This is a genomic window from Streptomyces sp. NPDC006012 (assembly GCF_042871185.1).
Lineage (GTDB): Bacteria > Actinomycetota > Actinomycetes > Streptomycetales > Streptomycetaceae > Streptomyces.
On record NZ_JBIAIE010000030.1, the window covers coordinates 86,500 to 102,749 of the forward strand.

12 protein-coding genes are annotated in these 16,250 nt (G+C 71.9%); 11 read left to right on the forward strand and 1 reads right to left on the reverse strand.

All coding sequences use genetic code 11. The features are described from left to right. Positions 1-198: 198 nt before the first annotated feature. The 11 genes from ACFYPJ_RS33935 (at position 199) to ACFYPJ_RS33985 (ending at position 14,839) form a co-directional block, all read left to right on the forward strand. Positions 199-2,442, forward strand: coding sequence for a putative bifunctional diguanylate cyclase/phosphodiesterase (locus ACFYPJ_RS33935; RefSeq protein ID WP_389025441.1), 2,244 nt, complete (start codon positions 199-201; stop codon positions 2,440-2,442). Between the two features lie 255 nt (positions 2,443-2,697). Further along, positions 2,698-3,189, forward strand: coding sequence for a cupin domain-containing protein (locus tag ACFYPJ_RS33940; RefSeq protein WP_389025442.1), 492 nt, complete (start codon positions 2,698-2,700; stop codon positions 3,187-3,189). A gap of 133 nt (positions 3,190-3,322) precedes the next feature. Further along, the gene (gatC, locus tag ACFYPJ_RS33945; protein ID WP_389025443.1) at positions 3,323-3,619 is read left to right on the forward strand and encodes an Asp-tRNA(Asn)/Glu-tRNA(Gln) amidotransferase subunit GatC; all 297 of its coding nucleotides are present in this window, start codon (positions 3,323-3,325) and stop codon (positions 3,617-3,619) included. A gap of 2 nt (positions 3,620-3,621) precedes the next feature. Further along, positions 3,622-5,115 carry an Asp-tRNA(Asn)/Glu-tRNA(Gln) amidotransferase subunit GatA gene (gatA, locus tag ACFYPJ_RS33950; protein ID WP_389025444.1) on the forward strand — a complete coding sequence of 498 codons (1,494 nt, stop codon included), beginning with the start codon at positions 3,622-3,624 and terminating at the stop codon, positions 5,113-5,115. Continuing rightward, positions 5,112-5,354, forward strand: coding sequence for a hypothetical protein (locus tag ACFYPJ_RS33955; RefSeq protein ID WP_376532782.1), 243 nt, complete (start codon positions 5,112-5,114; stop codon positions 5,352-5,354). Before gatA ends, ACFYPJ_RS33955 begins: the two co-directional genes overlap by 4 nt. Positions 5,355-5,369: 15 nt before the next feature. Next, on the forward strand, positions 5,370-6,884 hold the full coding sequence (gatB, locus tag ACFYPJ_RS33960; RefSeq protein ID WP_389025445.1) for an Asp-tRNA(Asn)/Glu-tRNA(Gln) amidotransferase subunit GatB: 1,515 nt from the start codon (positions 5,370-5,372) through the stop codon (positions 6,882-6,884). An 857-nt stretch (positions 6,885-7,741) separates the two neighbouring features. Continuing rightward, entirely contained in the window at positions 7,742-9,964 is a 2,223-nt protein-coding gene (locus ACFYPJ_RS33965) for an MMPL family transporter (RefSeq protein WP_389025446.1), read from the forward strand. A 188-nt stretch (positions 9,965-10,152) separates the two neighbouring features. Further along, positions 10,153-10,815, forward strand: coding sequence for a hypothetical protein (locus ACFYPJ_RS33970; protein ID WP_389025447.1), 663 nt, complete (start codon positions 10,153-10,155; stop codon positions 10,813-10,815). 193 nt (positions 10,816-11,008) lie between these two features. Then, a complete protein-coding gene (locus ACFYPJ_RS33975) occupies positions 11,009-11,218 on the forward strand; it encodes a hypothetical protein (protein ID WP_389025448.1) in 210 nt (69 codons plus the stop codon). A 289-nt stretch (positions 11,219-11,507) separates the two neighbouring features. Beyond that, positions 11,508-14,579, forward strand: coding sequence for an AAA family ATPase (locus tag ACFYPJ_RS33980; protein WP_389025452.1), 3,072 nt, complete (start codon positions 11,508-11,510; stop codon positions 14,577-14,579). 47 nt (positions 14,580-14,626) lie between these two features. After that, on the forward strand, positions 14,627-14,839 hold the full coding sequence (locus ACFYPJ_RS33985) for a DUF6191 domain-containing protein (RefSeq protein WP_389025449.1): 213 nt from the start codon (positions 14,627-14,629) through the stop codon (positions 14,837-14,839). 47 nt (positions 14,840-14,886) lie between these two features. Here ACFYPJ_RS33985 and ACFYPJ_RS33990 read toward each other — a convergent pair whose 3' ends face one another. Further along, positions 14,887-16,101, reverse strand: a complete 1,215-nt coding sequence (locus ACFYPJ_RS33990) for a PQQ-dependent sugar dehydrogenase (RefSeq protein WP_389025450.1) — start codon at positions 16,099-16,101, stop codon at positions 14,887-14,889. Positions 16,102-16,250: the final 149 nt, after the last annotated feature.

The following is a 16,250-nucleotide window of genomic DNA, read 5'->3' on the forward strand; positions in this document are numbered from 1 at the left end:
GCAACCGTTGACGACCGCTGCCCGTGAAAGCCTTCTGCGGCCTACTGTTGAGGTGTGCGCCTGCCGTGCCCAGCTGCGGTCGGGGCATCCCCGTGCCCTCGAACGGCACGGGGACGGGTTGTTCCAACGCGGAGCCGTCGACGGATCTCGGGCGCCTGCCGCGTGGCGTGGGCACCGCCGGCTGTGAGAGGGACGGGAATGGAACCGACCGAGAGCGCCGCCCCGGACGTGCGGCTGTGGCTGCGCAGGGCGGTCGCGTGGCGGGGGAGCCGGTGGCCGGGACGGGCCCCGGAGCGGGCGGGCGTCGTCGCACGCGCCGCCGCCCCCCACATGGTGCCCCGGGCCGGCACCGTTCCCCTGGTCGTCGCCGGCGCACCCGGGGCGGCCGGATCCGACCACGAGCGCCAGCCGGCCTGGCCCGCGCTGCCCGCCGCGGTCGTCGCGGCGGCCGCGTTCCTGCTGGGCGCCGGGTTCTACCGGGCGTTCACCGACAACCACGCCCTCTTCCCGTCCGGCACCGTCGGCTGGTCACTGGCGGTGCTCACCGGCATCATCGTCGGCCACCTCGTCATGCTCGGCCGCGCCCGCTGGTGGGGCGGCACCGGCTCCGGCGCCGCCCTCACGCTCGCCGTGCTGCTGCTCTACGGCTGGCTGCCCGCCGGCATGGTCAGCCTCACCGTCGTCGTCCTGGTCGGCATCGCCCGCCGGCACCGCTGGCGCCAGGGCGTACTGCACGGCGCGGTCGACATCCTCGGCATCGGGGCCGCCGCCCTGCTGCTCGGTTCCTGCGGCCGGGTGCCGACCGTCGAGGACCCGTGGAGCCCCGACCACTGGAGCGTCACCACCGTCCCCGAGGTGGTGCTCGTCGCGGCGGCCTACCTGGCCGTCAGCCGTGTCCTGCTGTGGTACCTGAGCGCCCCGCGCGGCGGCGGCCTGCCCACCGTCGCCCGCACCGCCCTGGTCAGACAGGGCCTGGTCGCGGTCGCGCTGCTCGGTATCGCACCGCTGATCTGCGTGGTGGCGTTCGCCAGACCGGTGCTGCTCCCGCTGTTCGCCATCCCGCTGATCGCCCTCGACTCCACCCTGTGGATCGCCCGGGCCCGGGCGGAGGAACAACTGCGCGACCCGCTGACCGGACTGCCCAACCGGCAGTGGCTCCTGGAACGCATCTGGACGGCCCTCGACGACGCCGAACGCATCGGTGCCCGGTCCGCGCTCATGCTGATCGACCTCGACCGGTTCCGATCGGTGAACGACACTCTCGGGCACCTCGCCGGAGACCGGCTGTTGCTCCAGATAGCCGAACGACTGCGCCTCGCGCTGCCGCGCGGCGCCGAGGCCGCACGCCTCGGCGGCGACGAGTTCGCCGTTCTGCTGCCGGTCGCCGACTCCACGACGTCCGCGACCCGGGTCGCCCGCAACCTCGTCACCGCGCTCAGCTCGCCGCTCGACCTCGACGGGCTCACCCTCGTCCTGGAGGCCAGCGCGGGCGTCGCCGTCTTCCCGGACCACGCACTGGACGCCGAAGGCATGCTGCGCCGCGCGGACGTGGCGATGTACCAGGCGAAGCGGGACCGCACCGGCGTCGAGGTCTACGAGTCCAAACGGGACTCCAACACCCCCGACCGGCTCGGGCTGCTCGGCGATCTGCGCCGGGCCCTGGACGCGCACGAGGTCCAGCTGCACTACCAGCCCAAGGTCCGCTTCGACGGGCAGGTCGCCGGTCTGGAGGCGCTGGTGCGCTGGGTGCACCCGGAACGCGGGAAGGTACCGCCGGACGAGTTCATAGCGATCGCCGAGTCCTCCGGGCTGATGCCCCTGCTGACGGAGTACGTGCTGGAGACCGCGCTCGGGCAGGTCGCCAAGTGGCGGGCCCAGGGGCTGCGGGTGCCGGTGGCCGTGAACGTCTCCCCCCGGGACGTCCACACGCCCGGCTTCGCCGGCTCGGTCGCCGCCCGGCTGGCCCGGCACGGAGTGCCCGCGGGAGCGCTCCAACTGGAGATCACCGAGCACGTCCTGCTGGAGGATCCGCAGCGCGCCGCGGACACGCTCGCCGGGCTGACCGGGCACGGCGTGAAGATGTCCCTGGACGACTTCGGCACCGGGTACTCCTCGCTGGTGCATCTGCGTCGACTGCCGGTCAGCGAGCTGAAGATCGACCGGTCGTTCGTCGCCCGGCTGGCCGTCGACACCGAGGACGCCGAGATCGTGCGCTGCACCGTGGACCTGGCGCATTCGCTGGGCCTGCTGGTGGTCGCCGAGGGCGTGGAGGACGACGAGACCTGGGAACGGCTGCGGGACCTCGGCTGCGACGCGGTGCAGGGCTGGCTGGTCGCCGCGGCGATGCCGCCCGACGAGACCACGGCCTGGCTGCTGGCGCGCGGATCGCGGGGATGGCAGCGGCCCCGGGCCGCGCTGCCGGCGGCAGCGGCCGACGACTGAACGCTCCGCAAGGACTCCGTCCTGGCTCGCCGGTCGCCCGCGTCCGCGCCGTGGCCGGTCGCTCACCCGAGTTCTCGGTTTCGCCAGGTCGGTTCGTGCCTTGATTCGGCAAGTGGCAAGGTCGCGGCGTGGCCGTGTCCCGGTTTCGCCGGCTCTCGGTTCGCTCGACCAGGGGACCCTCGGTTCTTCGCGTCCCCTCGGGCCGGCGGCCGGTGCCGGGAGACCCCCCGCCCCTCACCCACGGAGGATGCACGGATGTCACTGTTCGTTCCCAGGTTCGACGACTCGGTGGTCGTGTGCGACGCCGCGGCCGAGGTGGCCGGCGGTGACCCCGTCGCCGTGCGGCTGCTGGCCGACAGCAGCGCCACCGGCGGGGCGCTGTCCACCGTACGGGTCACCCTGGCCCGCGGCGCCGACGGCGCCCGCCCGCATCTGCACCGCAACTCCGCCGAGCTGTTCTACGTCCTCGACGGCGCCGCCGACCTGCTGTCCGGCGACGACGTCGTCACCGCCGGGCGCGGCGACCTGGTCGTCGTCCCGCCGGACAAGCCGCACGCCTTCGCCGCCGTCCCCGGGAGCACCGCGGACATCCTCATCGTGATCACGCCGGGTGTCGAACGCTTCGAGTACTTCCGCCACCTCCAGCGCATCCGGCTCGGCGAGGCCACCCCGGACAGCCTGCTGGAGGTGCAGGAGCTGTACGACAACCACTTCCTGCCGAGCGCGGCCTGGGACGGACGCCGCTGAGCCGCACCCCCCGGCCCGGGGCCCGCCGAGCGAGCCGCGGGGAGCCCGGCCCGGGAATCCGTTTCACAGTCAGTGCGGCGGGCCCCATAGGATTGACCCCAAAACTCACACACTCACCCCAGAGGATCGCTGCATGCCTGGCATCACGCGCGAGGAGGTCGCCCACCTCGCCCGGCTGGCGCGTCTGGAGCTGAAGCCCGAAGAACTCGATCACTTCGCCGGCCAGCTCGACGACATCATCGGCGCGGTCGCCCGCGTCAGCGAGGTCGCCGACCAAGACGTACCGCCGACCTCGCACCCGCTCCCGCTGACGAACGTCATGCGCGCGGACGAGGTCCGTCCCTCGCTCACCCCCGTGCAGGCGCTCTCCGGCGCCCCGGCCCAGGAGCAGCAGCGTTTCAAGGTGCCGCAGATCCTGGGGGAGGAGTGACCATGACGGACATCATCAAGCTCACGGCCGCCGAGACCGCCGCGAAGATCGCCTCCGGCGAGCTGACCGCGGTCCAGGTCACCGAGGCCCACCTCGCCCGGATCGACGCCGTGGACGAGAAGGTGCACGCCTTCCTGCACGTCGACCGCGAGGGCGCCCTGGCCCAGGCCAGGGCCGTCGACGAGAAGCGGGAGCGCGGCGAGAAGCTGGGCCCGCTGGCCGGCGTCCCGCTCGCCCTCAAGGACATCTTCACCACCGAGGGCGTACCGACGACCGTCGGATCGAAGATCCTCGAAGGCTGGATCCCGCCGTACGACGCGACGCTCACCAAACGGCTGAAGGCCGCCGACGTCGTCATCCTCGGCAAGACCAACATGGACGAGTTCGCCATGGGGTCCTCCACCGAGAACAGCGCCTACGGCCCGACCGGCAACCCCTGGGACCTCACCAGGATCCCCGGGGGCTCCGGCGGCGGCTCCAGCGCCGCGCTGGCCTCCTACCAGGCCCCGCTGGCCATCGGCACCGACACCGGCGGCTCCATCCGCCAGCCGGCCGCCGTCACCGGCACGGTCGGCGTGAAACCGACGTACGGCGCGGTCTCCCGGTACGGCATGGTCGCCTTCTCGTCCTCCCTCGACCAGGGCGGCCCCTGCGCCCGTACGGTCCTGGACGCGGCCCTGCTGCACGAGGTCATCGCCGGGCACGACCCGATGGACTCCACCTCCGTCGACGCCCCCGTCCCGCCGGTCGTGGAGGCTGCCCGCAACGGCAGCGTCGCGGGCATGCGCATCGGCGTGGTCAAGCAGTTCCGTGGCGAGGGCTACCAGGCCGGTGTCGTCCAGCGCTTCGAGGAGTCCGTCGAGCTCCTGAAGGAACTGGGCGCCGAGATCGTCGAGCTGGACTGCCCGTCCTTCGACCTCGCCCTGTCGGCGTACTACCTGATCGCGCCGTCCGAGTGCTCCTCCAACCTGGCCCGCTTCGACGGCCTGCGCTACGGCCGCAGGACCGGCGACGACGGCAGCCACTCGGCCGAAGAGGTCACCTCCCTCACCCGTGAGGCGGGGTTCGGTGCCGAGGTCAAGCGCCGCATCATGCTCGGCACGTACGCCCTGTCGAGCGGCTACTACGACGCGTACTACGGCTCCGCGCAGAAGGTCCGCACGCTCATCACGCGCGACTTCGAGAAGGCGTTCGAGCAGGTCGAGGTGATCGTCTCCCCGACGACCCCGACCACCGCCTTCCCGATCGGCGAGCGCGCCGACGACCCGATGGCCATGTACCTCGCCGACCTGTGCACCATCCCGACCAACATGGCGGGCAACGCGGCCATGTCGCTGCCCTGCGGTCTCGCCCCCGAGGACAACCTCCCGGTCGGCCTGCAGATCATCGCCCCGGCGCTGAAGGACGACAGGCTGTACAAGGTCGGCGCCGCCGTCGAGGCCGCCTTCGTGGAAAAGTGGGGGCACCCGCTGCTGGAGGAGGCTCCGTCGCTGTGAGCAAGGCACTGTCCAAGGCCAAGGGCTTCAAGAACACCAAGCCCGGTACGTACATGTCCATGGCCACCACCGCGTTCGGCGCGGTCGGTGTCGCCAAGCAGATCAAGAAGGCCCGCGCCGAGCACGACACGCTGCGCCTGATCGACGCCACCGTGTCCGCCGTCGCGATCGTCACCGGCCTCGCCCTCCTCTACCGCGAGCTGAAGCGGCTGGGCGACGACGACGTCCTGCTGGGCTGAGAGGGAAGTTTCACCGTGACCACCACGACCGACCTGGTGTCGTACGAAGACGCGCTGGCGTCGTACGACCCCGTCATGGGCCTCGAAGTCCATGTCGAACTCGGCACCAAGACGAAGATGTTCTGCGGGTGCTCCACCGAGCTGGGCGCCGAGCCCAACTCGCAGACCTGCCCCACCTGCCTCGGCCTGCCCGGCGCGCTCCCGGTCGTCAACGCGACCGGCGTCGAGTCCGCGATCAAGATCGGTCTCGCGCTGAACTGCTCGATCGCCGACTGGTGCCGCTTCGCCCGGAAGAACTACTTCTATCCGGACATGCCGAAGAACTTCCAGACCTCCCAGTACGACGAGCCGATCGCCTACGGCGGTTACCTCGACGTACAGATGGAGGACGGCGAGACCTTCCGCGTGGAGATCGAACGCGCCCACATGGAGGAGGACACCGGCAAGTCGACGCACGTCGGCGGCGCCACGGGCCGTATCCACGGCGCGTCCCACTCCCTGCTGGACTACAACCGCGCGGGCATCCCGCTCATCGAGATCGTCACCAAGCCGATCGTCGGGGCGGGCGAGCGCGCCCCCGAGGTCGCCCGGGCGTACGTCCGTGAGCTGCGCGAGGTCATCCGGGCGCTCGGCGTCTCGGAGGCCCGCATGGAGATGGGCCAGATGCGCTGCGACGTCAACCTGTCGCTGATGCCCAAGGACGCCGACAAGTTCGGCACCCGCTCCGAGACGAAGAACGTCAACTCGCTCAGGTCCGTCGAGCGCGCCGCCCGTTTCGAGATCCAGCGGCACGCGGCCGTGCTGTCGTCCGGCGGCACGATCGTGCAGGAGACCCGGCACTTCCACGAGGACACCGGGTCGACGACCTCGGGCCGGGTGAAGGAGGAAGCCGAGGACTACCGGTACTTCCCGGAGCCCGACCTGGTCCCGGTGGCCCCCGCGCGCGCATGGGTCGAGGAGATCCGCACCGCGCTGCCCGAGCTGCCGCTGGTCCGCCGCACCCGCCTCCTCGCGGACTGGGGCATCTCGGTCACCGACATGCAGGCGATCCTCAACGCCGGTGCGCTGGACCTGATCGTCGCCACCATCGACGCGGGTGCCGACGCGGCCTCGGCCCGCAAGTGGTGGATGGGCGAGCTGGCGCGCAGCGCCAACGAGTCCGGGACCGCTCTCGACGAGCTGGCCATCACGCCCGAGCAGGTCGCCCGCGTCACCCAGCTGGTCTCCTCCGGCGACCTGAACGACAAACTGGCCCGCCAGGTCATCGAGGGCGTCCTCGCGGGCGAGGGCACTCCCGACGAGGTCGTCGACCAGCGCGGTCTGAAGGTCGTCTCCGACGACTCGGCGCTCGGCACCGCCGTCGACGAGGCCATCGCCGGCAACCAGGCCATCGCGGACAAGATCCGCGGCGGCAAGGTGGCCGCGGCCGGCGCCCTGGTCGGCGCGGTCATGAAGGCCACCCGGGGCCAGGCCGACGCGGCCCGCGTCAAGGAACTGATCCTGGAGAAGCTGGGCGTCAGCGAAGGCTGATCCGCACCACGCATTAATCGCCCCGGGGGAACGCGGCACCACCGCGACCATCCCCCGGGGCATTCTCTTTTGTCAGGGGTGCGGGCTGTCATCACCCTCCACGGGCCGGACCGCGACCGGCCGGGCCACCCCTGACGGGCCGGCCGCCGACCGGCCGCCGGGCTACCCCTGACCGGCCGGACCCCGATCGGCGGCCGGGCACCCCCGGCGCCCCACAACCCGCACAAACCCAAGCGCCCGCCCCCGGTCGACCCGCATCAGCTCCACCGACTCCCGGGCCATGCCCGCCATGAACTCGCTCGGGCTCTCCTGCGCGCACACCTCGCTCCACAGCAGCCGTTCGCGCCAGCAGCCACAGCGCGTGCGGCCCCATCTGGTTCTCGGGGATCCTGCGGACGTCGTAGCGGTTGCTGCGCGAATGCGGGTGGGTCAGGCGCTCAGTCAGGTCGCCGGACGAAGCGTGGGTGGTGATGTTGATGTCGGACATCGGTGAACGGGCTCCTTGTGCCGTAGGGACGGGAATTCATCCGGGAATCGGATGCGGAGGAGCTCGGTCGGACCGTCAAACAATGCACCTGCTTCGGTCTGCGGCGCTGGGCCGGTTGTCCTGTCGATACCAAGGCCCGGGACGGTAGCTGCCGCCCCCGCTCGCCGCATTCGGATTCCGTGCGTGCCGCAGCCGGGATTACGTGCGGAAGTTCCCGGTTTTCGGCGCTTGTGAGTAAGCCCACGAACCCGACAAAGGATCACTTTCGACTGTCAGAGTGTCCCTCGATTGCTCAGGTTTTCCTGGCTATTCATCTTATCGAGGATTTATCCCGGTCAAAGATATTGAAATACCCCCTGGGAGCAGGTCCGTGGCTGCACTTGCGCGTTGGTGTGTCCGGCACCGTCTGGTCGCCGTCCTGCTCTGGCTGGCCGCCTTCGGCGGCGTCACCGCCGCCACCGCCGTCATCGGCTCCGCGTACAGCGACGACTACACCGTCCCCGGCACCGAATCCGGCCGTGCCACCCAGCTGTTGGCCGAGGGATTCCCGGGCCTGGGCGGCGACAGCGACACCGTCGTCTGGCAGGCGCCCGGCGGCGTCCGCACGGCCGCCGTCGAGCAGACGATGAACGACACCCTCCACAAGATCGCGGACCTGCCCGGGGTGTCCTCCGTGACCAGCCCCTACGAGGGCCAGGGCAACGGACAGATCAGCCGCGACGGCCGGATCGCGTACGCCGCCGTCACCTTCGCCCAACCGGTCGAGAAGATCAGCAAGGCCGAGGCCGAGGCGGTCGTCCGCACCGCCAAGTCGGCCGACGCGGACGGACTGCGGGTCGAGTTGGGCGGCAGTGCCATCGGGCTCACCGAGTCGTCCGACGAGCACTACGCCGAGGCGATCGGCATCGCCGTCGCCGCCGTCGTGCTGTTCCTCGCCTTCGGTTCGCCGGCCGCCTCCCTGCTGCCCATCGCCACCGCCCTGGTCGGCGTGGGCACCGCGTACGCCGCCATCGGACTGCTCGGCCACGCCATGACCGTCGCCGCGTTCGCCCCGATGCTCGGCCTGCTCATCGGGCTCGGCGTGGGCATCGACTACGCGCTGTTCATCGTCACCCGGCACCGCCGCGGACTGAAACGCGGCCTCAGCGTCACCGAGGCCGCCACCAGCGCCGTCACCACCACCGGACGCGCGGTCCTGTTCGCGGGCGCCACCGTGTGCATCGCCCTGCTGGGCCTGCTGAGCCTGCGGCTGAATTTCCTCAACGGCGTAGCCGTCGCGGCCTCGATGACCGTCGTCCTCACCGTCGCGGCGTCCGTGACCCTGCTTCCCGCCCTGCTGTCCCTCATCGGTGACCGCGCGCTGAGCCGCCGCGAGCGGCAGCGCCTCGCCGAACAAGGACCGCAACCGGAGCTGCCCACCGGCCTCGCCGCCCGCTGGTCCGTGTTCGTCGAACGCCGGCCCAGGCTGCTCGGCTCGGTCGCGCTGGCCGTCATCGCCCTGGTCGCACTGCCCACCTTCGCCCTCCACCTCGGCACCTCCGACCAGGGGAACGACCGCAGGTCCTCGACCACCCGGCAGGCGTACGACCTGCTCGCCGAGGGCTTCGGACCCGGCGTCAACGGACCGCTGACCCTGGTGGCACACGTCGACAGCGCCGAGGACAAGCTCGCGCTGGACAACCTCGACACCACCCTGCGCACCACCCCGGGCGTCGCCTCCGCGACTCCCGCGCACTACGACACCGGCGGCGACACCGCGTACCTCACCGTCGTTCCCGACTCCGCGCCGCAGTCGCGCCAGACCAGCGACCTCGTGGACCGGCTGCGCGACGACGTCCTCCCGCGCGCGCAGACGGGCACCTCGCTCGACGTGTACGTCGGCGGGGTGACCGCGAGCTACGACGACTTCGCCAAGGTGATCGTCGGCAAGCTGCCGCTGTTCGTCGGTGTCGTCATCGGACTGGGTTTTGTGCTGTTGATGCTCGCCTTCCGGTCGGTCGGCATTCCGCTGAAGGCGGCCGTGATGAATGTCGCCGCCGTCGCGGGCGCCTTCGGCGTCGTCGTCGCGGTCTTCCAGTGGGGCTGGGGCAGCGAACCGCTCGGGCTCGGCCGGGCCGGACCGATCGAACCCTTCCTCCCCGTGATCATGGTGTCCGTGCTGTTCGGGCTCTCCATGGACTACCAGGTGTTCCTGGTCAGCCGGATCTACGAGGAGTGGCTTGAGACGGGCGACAACCGGCGTGCCGTCCGGGTCGGCCTGGCCGAGACCAGCCGCGTGATCAATTCCGCGGCCGTCATCATGATCTCCGTCTTCCTCGCGTTCGTGCTCAGCGGGGACCGGGTGATCGCCATGTGCGGCCTGGGGCTGGCCGCCGCCGTCGCGCTCGACGCGTTCGTTCTGCGGACCCTGCTGGTACCGGCCCTGATGCACCTTCTCGGCGACGCCAACTGGTGGCTGCCGGGCTGGCTCGACCGGCGCCTGCCCCGGATCAGCATCGAACCGCCCGAATGCCGTGCCGCGCACGACCGGCTCCGCGACGTCGTGGTGGAACTGGCGGAGCACCGACAGGACGTACGGGACAACCCTGGGTGAGGACGGCACGGCGCCGCGGTCCCCGGGAACCCGTTACCGCCGGGGTGGTGCGCCGCACGCGCGCGTACCCTCCGGGACGATCGAGTCCCCGGGAACCCGCTACCCCGGAGGTGGACCACCGCACGCGCGCGTACCGTTCGGGACGATCTTTAAGGGACTTCTCATACAGCATCCGTAGCGTGCGGGGCATGGGAACAAAGACAGGCGACGAGACCGTGGCCGGCACCGAGGCCAAGAACGACGAGGCCGAGCAGAACGAGGCCAGGAACGGGGAAGGGAAGGACACCGGGGCCGCTGCCGCTGACCGGGCCGACGAGACGGCCGGCGGGACCTCCCCGCAGGACGCCGGGCAGCCCGCGGGCGCAGCGCCGGCGGACACGGTGGACGACACGGCTGACGACGATGGCGATGACGCTGTCGACGGGCCGGTCGAGGAGACGGCGCAGGACGACACTCCGTCCGGCGTCGGCCAGGGCGCCGGAGCCGTCGTCTCCGCCGTACTGGGCGTCGTCTCGCTGACCGGCGGCTGGATCGGCACCGTGGCCTCCGCCCGCGAGACGCTGATCGGCCAGTTGCAGACCTCGTCCTCCGCGAGCGTCGCCACCCAGGTCAAGGAGGTCTACGGCGATGCCTGGCAGACCACCGCCCTGTGGGCCGGCGCGTTCGCGCTGGCCGCGCTGATCGTCGGCGTCTTCGTGCTGGCCCGGCCCGCGTTCGGCGCCCCGGGCAAGCCCCAGGCCGGCTGGATCAAGTCGGTCGCCTGGGCCGGTGTCTCGCTCGGCGTCATCGGCCTGCTGCTGGCCGTCCTCAAGTACTCCGACGTGATACTCGGACTGCCCTCGACCAGCTGAACCGCCCCATCCGACAGGGGCCTTGGGAACCCGTAAGCACCTCGACGGGACGCCTGAGGCCCCTTACGCGTGTCCGGAGCCCGCCGCCCGCCGCGAGATGCGGAACTCTCCCGATGCGACGCACCCCCCTGGCAGCCGAGTGTGGAGGCATCGCCACGAGCGATCCCGAAACCCGACTTGCGAGGGACGCGCCATGATCCAGTACGAACTCCAGTTGCTCCGCTCCGCCGAACTGCGCCGCCGGGCCGCGGACGCACGCCTCGCCCGCGCGGTGCGGGGCCGACGCCGCCGACCGCGCCGGGAGGCCACGGCCCGCGAGCGCACCGACGGCCGCCAGGCTCCTTCCGATAGTTCTTCCGATACCGGGAGCCCAGACCGACACCGGCTGTCCCGCGCCGCGTGAACGCCCCGGCGGGGGAGGACGGGGGGCGGCCGGAGCCTCGGCGTGGCCGCCCTCCCGGCGCGGGCGGCCCTCCCTCTCCCCCCATTACCTGCTTCGTGGCCCCGCAATGGGCCTCCCGGCCCGCGGCAACGCTCCTGCCACATGCCCGTCCGCCGTACGAGACCGCGACCCGGGCCGGACCGGGGCCGGCTGGGGAACCGGGGGCGCAGAAGTTTCCTCCCGATATTCCTCCCTGCAGAGACCGGATGCCGTGGATGCCATGGACGCCGTGCCGTCAGACCGCCGTGCGATGCTCGAACCCGTGGAGTCCAGGTCCGTCAGTCCCGTCTTCGTCGGACGGGCCGAAGAACTGCAGACGTTGAACGGCGCCCTCGCCCGTGCCGCCGCGGGCGAGCCCCAGGCGCTGCTGGTCGGCGGCGAGGCAGGGGTCGGCAAGACCCGGCTGATCGAGGAGTTCGCCGCCGCCGCGGGCCGCCGGGGCGCCGTCGTCGCGCTCGGCGGCTGCGTCGAGATCGGCGCCGACGGACTGCCGTTCGCCCCGTTCTCCACCGCGCTGCGCGCACTGCGCCGCGCCCTGCCCGGCGAACTCGACGAGGCCGCCGCGGGCCAGGAGGAGGACCTGGCGCGGCTCCTGCCCGAACTGGGCGGGGCCGCTCCCGCCCATGCCTTCGGACGGCCCGACGAGGAGGGCCTGGCCCGCCTCTTCGAACTCACCGCCCGTCTGCTGGAACGGATCGCCGCCGACCGTACGGTCGTCCTCGTCCTGGAGGACCTGCACTGGGCCGACGCCTCCACCCGCCATCTGCTGTCCTACCTGCTGCGCACCCTGCGTGCCGGCCGGCTCGTCGTCCTCGCCACCTACCGCTGCGACGACATCCACCGCCGCCACCCGCTGCGCCCCCTGCTCGCCGAACTGGACCGGCTGCGCACCCTGCGCCGTATCGAACTCGACCGTTTCAACCGCGAGGAGGTCGGCCGTCAGATCGCCGGCATCCTCGCCGCCCAACCGGATCCCGCCCGGGTCGACGGGATCTTCGAACGCTCCGACGGCAACGCCTTCTTCGTCGAGGAACTCGCGGTCGCCGCCCGCGCGGGCCGCCGCACCGGTCTCACCGACACCCTGCGCGACCTGCTCCTGGTCCGTGTGGAGGCGTTGTCCGAGACCGCCCAGCGGGTGGTCCGGATGGTCGCCGAGGGCGGCTCCACGGTCGAGTACCCGCTCCTCGCCGCCGCCACCGGGCTCGCCGAGGACGATCTCATCGAGGCCCTGCGCGCCGCCGTGAACGCCGGCATCCTGCTCGCCGTCCCCGGCGGCGACGGCTTCCGCTTCCGCCACTCCCTGGTCCGCGAAGCCGTCGCCGACGACCTGTTGCCCGGCGAGCGCTCCCGCCTCAACCGCCGCTACGCCGAGGCCATGGAGAGTGACCCGGCGCTCGTCCCCGCCGACGAACGCGCCATGCGGCTGGCCAGTCACTGGTACCACGCCCATGACCCCGCCAAGGCCCTGCCCGCCGTCCTGGACGCCTCCGTCGCCGCCCGCTGCCGGTACGCCTATACCGAGCAACTGCGCCTCCTGGAGCGGGCGATGGAACTCTGGGACACCGCCCCCGCGCCGGTCCGGGCCGCGCTGCGCCCCGTGGACTGCGTGGCGGTGTACCCGTCCTGCGACCCCGCCACCCCGCTGCGCTATCTCGACCTGATGGCGGAGGCCGTCCTCGCCGGACGGATGTGCGGGGAGCGCGAGCGCGCCCTGAAGATCACCCGACGGGCGCTGCACCTCCTGGAGGACGAGGACGACCCGCTGCGCGCCGCCTGGTTCTGGAATCAGCGCTCCACCCTCGTCCAGGCCCTGGGACGCGGCGACGGATGGCATGAACTGGCCACCGCCCAGGAACTGGTACGCGGGCTGCCACCCTCGGAGGTGCATGCCGATGTGCTGGCCGGCGTCGCCAACTGGTGGACGATGCACGAGCCGGGCCCGCAGGCCCTCGCCGCCGCCGAACGGGCCGTCGAGTACGCCCGCATGATCGACGCCCGCGAGACCGAACTGGACGCCCGCATCACCCTCGGCGTCCTCAGGGTCGACGCGGGCGATGTCGAGGCGGGTCTCGCCGACATGCACCGGGTCATGGACCGGTCCGTCCAGGAGGGATACCCCCATGTCGCGGCCCGTGCCTATGTGAACCTGCCCTCCGGACTCGAAGCGGTCGGCCGCTCCCGGGAAGCCGCTCCCATCCTGGACGAGGGGAGCGAGTACACCCGGAAGTTCGGCCTGCTCGGCTCCGAAGCCCGGGTGTGGGCCAACCTCGCCGAAACCCTGTACGCCCTCGGCAACTGGTCCGAGGCAGCCACCGCCGCCGCGAACGCGGCCCGCCGCGGCCCCAGCACCAAGCCCCTGGGCTCGGCCGCGCTGTCCCTGGCCCGTCTCGCCCTGGGCCGTGGCGACCTGGCCGAGGCGGCCCGCCGGCTCGCCGCCGCCCGCGACTGCTTCGGCAGCCACGACACCACGCCGCAGCAGTGGCTGCCGCTCGCCCGTATCGCCGTCGGCGTCGCCGTCGCGGAGGGCCGCCTGCTCGACGCCCGCGACGAACTGCACCGAGCCCTGGACGCCGGAGTTCCACCGGGCACCCAGCGCTATGCCTGGCCGCTGCTCCTGGCCGCCGCCACCGCGGAGGCCGATGCCCGCACCCTGCCCGCGGCACAGCCCGGCCGGGCCGAGGCGCTCGACCGCATCGCCGCGGCGGCCAAGAAACTCACCACGGGCGCACCCGTGTGGCTCGCGCACGATTCATGGGTCCGTGCCGAACTACGGCGTGCCGCCGGCGAGGACACCCCCGGCCTCTGGACCGAGGTGATCACCGCCTTCGAGTCCCTGGACCGCCCCTACGACCTGGCCCGTGTCCGCCGTCGCCTCGCCGCCGCCCTGCTGTCCTCCGGCACCGGACGCCCGGGCCACACCACCGCGGGCGGAGACGACGAGCGGGCCCGCGCCACGGAACTGCTCCGGCTGGCCGGAGCCGTCGCCGATCACCTCGGCGCCCGCCCGCTCGCCGACTCGGTCGCACTCCTCGCCCAGCGCGCCCGTCTCACCCTGACCTGTGCCTCGCAGCGGACGCCGGCCGATCCCGTCGAGGCGCTCGGCCTCACCAGCCGGGAACGCGACGTGCTCCGCCTGGTCACTGCCGGCCGCACCAACCGGCAGATAGCCGAGGAACTGTTCATCTCCCCGAAGACCGCGAGCGTCCACGTCTCCAACATCCTGGGAAAGCTCGGTGTCTCGGGCCGTGGGGAGGCCGCGGCGGTGGCGCATCGGCTGGGTCTGTTCCCCACCGGGACGCTCACGGCCGGACCGGAGAGCTGAGATTTACGCTGGAGAAAGTCATACGGGGGAGAAAGCGGGGAGAGTCCATGTTCAACGCCTTCGAGGAACTGTTTGCGCCCGGCCGCAAGCACACCCGGGACGAAGAGAACCGGCTTGAACTGACCCGCGAGGACGTCGGCGACAACGATCCCGGACGGGGCGCCATCGACCTGTCGTCCGGAAAGGCGGTCATACGCCTGCCGGCAACAGCACCGGCCCCCTCGGAGGACGAGGCCGAGCCGCCCGTCGACGACGCCTGACCCCCCACTGACACCCCCCACTGACACCCCCCACTGATACCGCCCGCTCAGGTGACCTCCAACTCCAGGATCCGGTCGTCCCCCGGCTTCGGCGTCCCTCTGCCGTCCGTGTTGCTCGTCACCAGCCACAGCTTGTCGCCGCCGGCCGCCACCACCGTGCGCAGGCGGCCGTAGGTTTCGGTGAGGAACGCCGCGGGCTTGGCCGCTGCCTCGGTGCCCTTCAGCGGGATGCGCCACAGACGCCGGCCTCTGAGCCCGGCCATCCAGATGACGCCGTTCACAGAGGCGATGCCACTGGGGGAGGCGACATCCGTGTGCCACTGGGCTATCGGGTTGTGGAACCGCTTGTCGGACGACGTGCCCTCGGCATCCGGCCAGCCGTAGTTGTCACCGGGCTTGATCGCGTTCAGCTCGTCCCAGGTGTCCTGACCGAACTCCGAGGCGAACAGGCGCTGTTTGTCGTCCCAGGCGAGGCCCTGCACATTGCGGTGGCCGTAGGTGTACACGACGGAGCCCGGGAGCGGGTTGCCCGGGGCCGGCTCACCCTCCGGCGTCATGCGCAGGATCTTGCCGCCCAGGGACTTCTTGTCCTGGGACAGGCCCTTCGTGCCGCTCTCGCCCGTGCCCGCGTAGAGCATGCCGTCGGGACCGAAGGCGATACGGCCGCCGTTGTGGATGACGCCCTTGGGAATGCCCTTGAAGATCGTGTCCGGTGCGCCGAGTTGTTCACCGGCCGGCTTTCCCGCGTCGTAGAGCATCCGGACGATCCGGTTGTCCGAGGCCGAGGTGAAGTACGCGTAGACCGTGTGGTCGGCGCCGTAGCCGGGGGAGAGGGCGATGCCCAGGAGGCCGCCCTCGCCGTCCGGGGAGACTCCGGAGATCTTGCCCAGCTGGGTCTGCTTGCCTGTCTTCTCGTCGACTCTGGTGATCGTCCCCTCGTCCCGCGAGGAAACGAGCAGCCCGCCGTCGGGCAGGGGCGCCAGGCCCCACGGTGACTTCAGTCCCTCCGCGACGGTCCGCACCACCCTCACCGAGCCCTTCGCGGGTGGCGTCGGCTCGGCGGAGTTCGCGGACGGGGATGTAGGGGACGCCGTCCCCCGCGCCGTCGTACTCACGGCCGCGCCCGGCGGGCCGCTCCACTCGGAGGAGCAGCCGGCCGTCAGTAAGAGTGCGGTGGCGGCCAGCACGGCTGGCACAGCTCGACGTTGCACGATCAAGGTCCCTTCGACGCGGCGGTTGCGGCGGCGGCTTCTGTATCTCATACACCGCTCACGCCCGCCGGGTTCCCATCCCGGCGCACGAACCCCATGATCCCCGCCGGGAGCCGGGAGCCGGGAGCCGGGAGCCGGGAGCCGGGAGCCGGGAGCCGGGAGCCGGGAGCCGGGAGCCGGGAGCCGGGAGCCGGGAGCCG

Bases quoted from the DNA above. Each gene is read 5' to 3' on its own strand.
- ACFYPJ_RS33935 (WP_389025441.1), top strand. From the start codon at position 199: ATGGAACCGACCGAGAGCGCCGCCCCGGACGTGCGGCTGTGGCTGCGC.
- ACFYPJ_RS33940 (WP_389025442.1), top strand. From the start codon at position 2,698: ATGTCACTGTTCGTTCCCAGGTTCGACGACTCGGTGGTCGTGTGCGAC.
- gatC (WP_389025443.1), top strand. From the start codon at position 3,323: ATGCCTGGCATCACGCGCGAGGAGGTCGCCCACCTCGCCCGGCTGGCG.
- gatA (WP_389025444.1), top strand. From the start codon at position 3,622: ATGACGGACATCATCAAGCTCACGGCCGCCGAGACCGCCGCGAAGATC.
- ACFYPJ_RS33970 (WP_389025447.1), top strand. From the start codon at position 10,153: ATGGGAACAAAGACAGGCGACGAGACCGTGGCCGGCACCGAGGCCAAG.
- ACFYPJ_RS33975 (WP_389025448.1), top strand. From the start codon at position 11,009: ATGATCCAGTACGAACTCCAGTTGCTCCGCTCCGCCGAACTGCGCCGC.
- ACFYPJ_RS33980 (WP_389025452.1), top strand. From the start codon at position 11,508: ATGCTCGAACCCGTGGAGTCCAGGTCCGTCAGTCCCGTCTTCGTCGGA.
- ACFYPJ_RS33985 (WP_389025449.1), top strand. From the start codon at position 14,627: ATGTTCAACGCCTTCGAGGAACTGTTTGCGCCCGGCCGCAAGCACACC.
- ACFYPJ_RS33990 (WP_389025450.1), bottom strand. From the start codon at position 16,101: ATGAGATACAGAAGCCGCCGCCGCAACCGCCGCGTCGAAGGGACCTTG.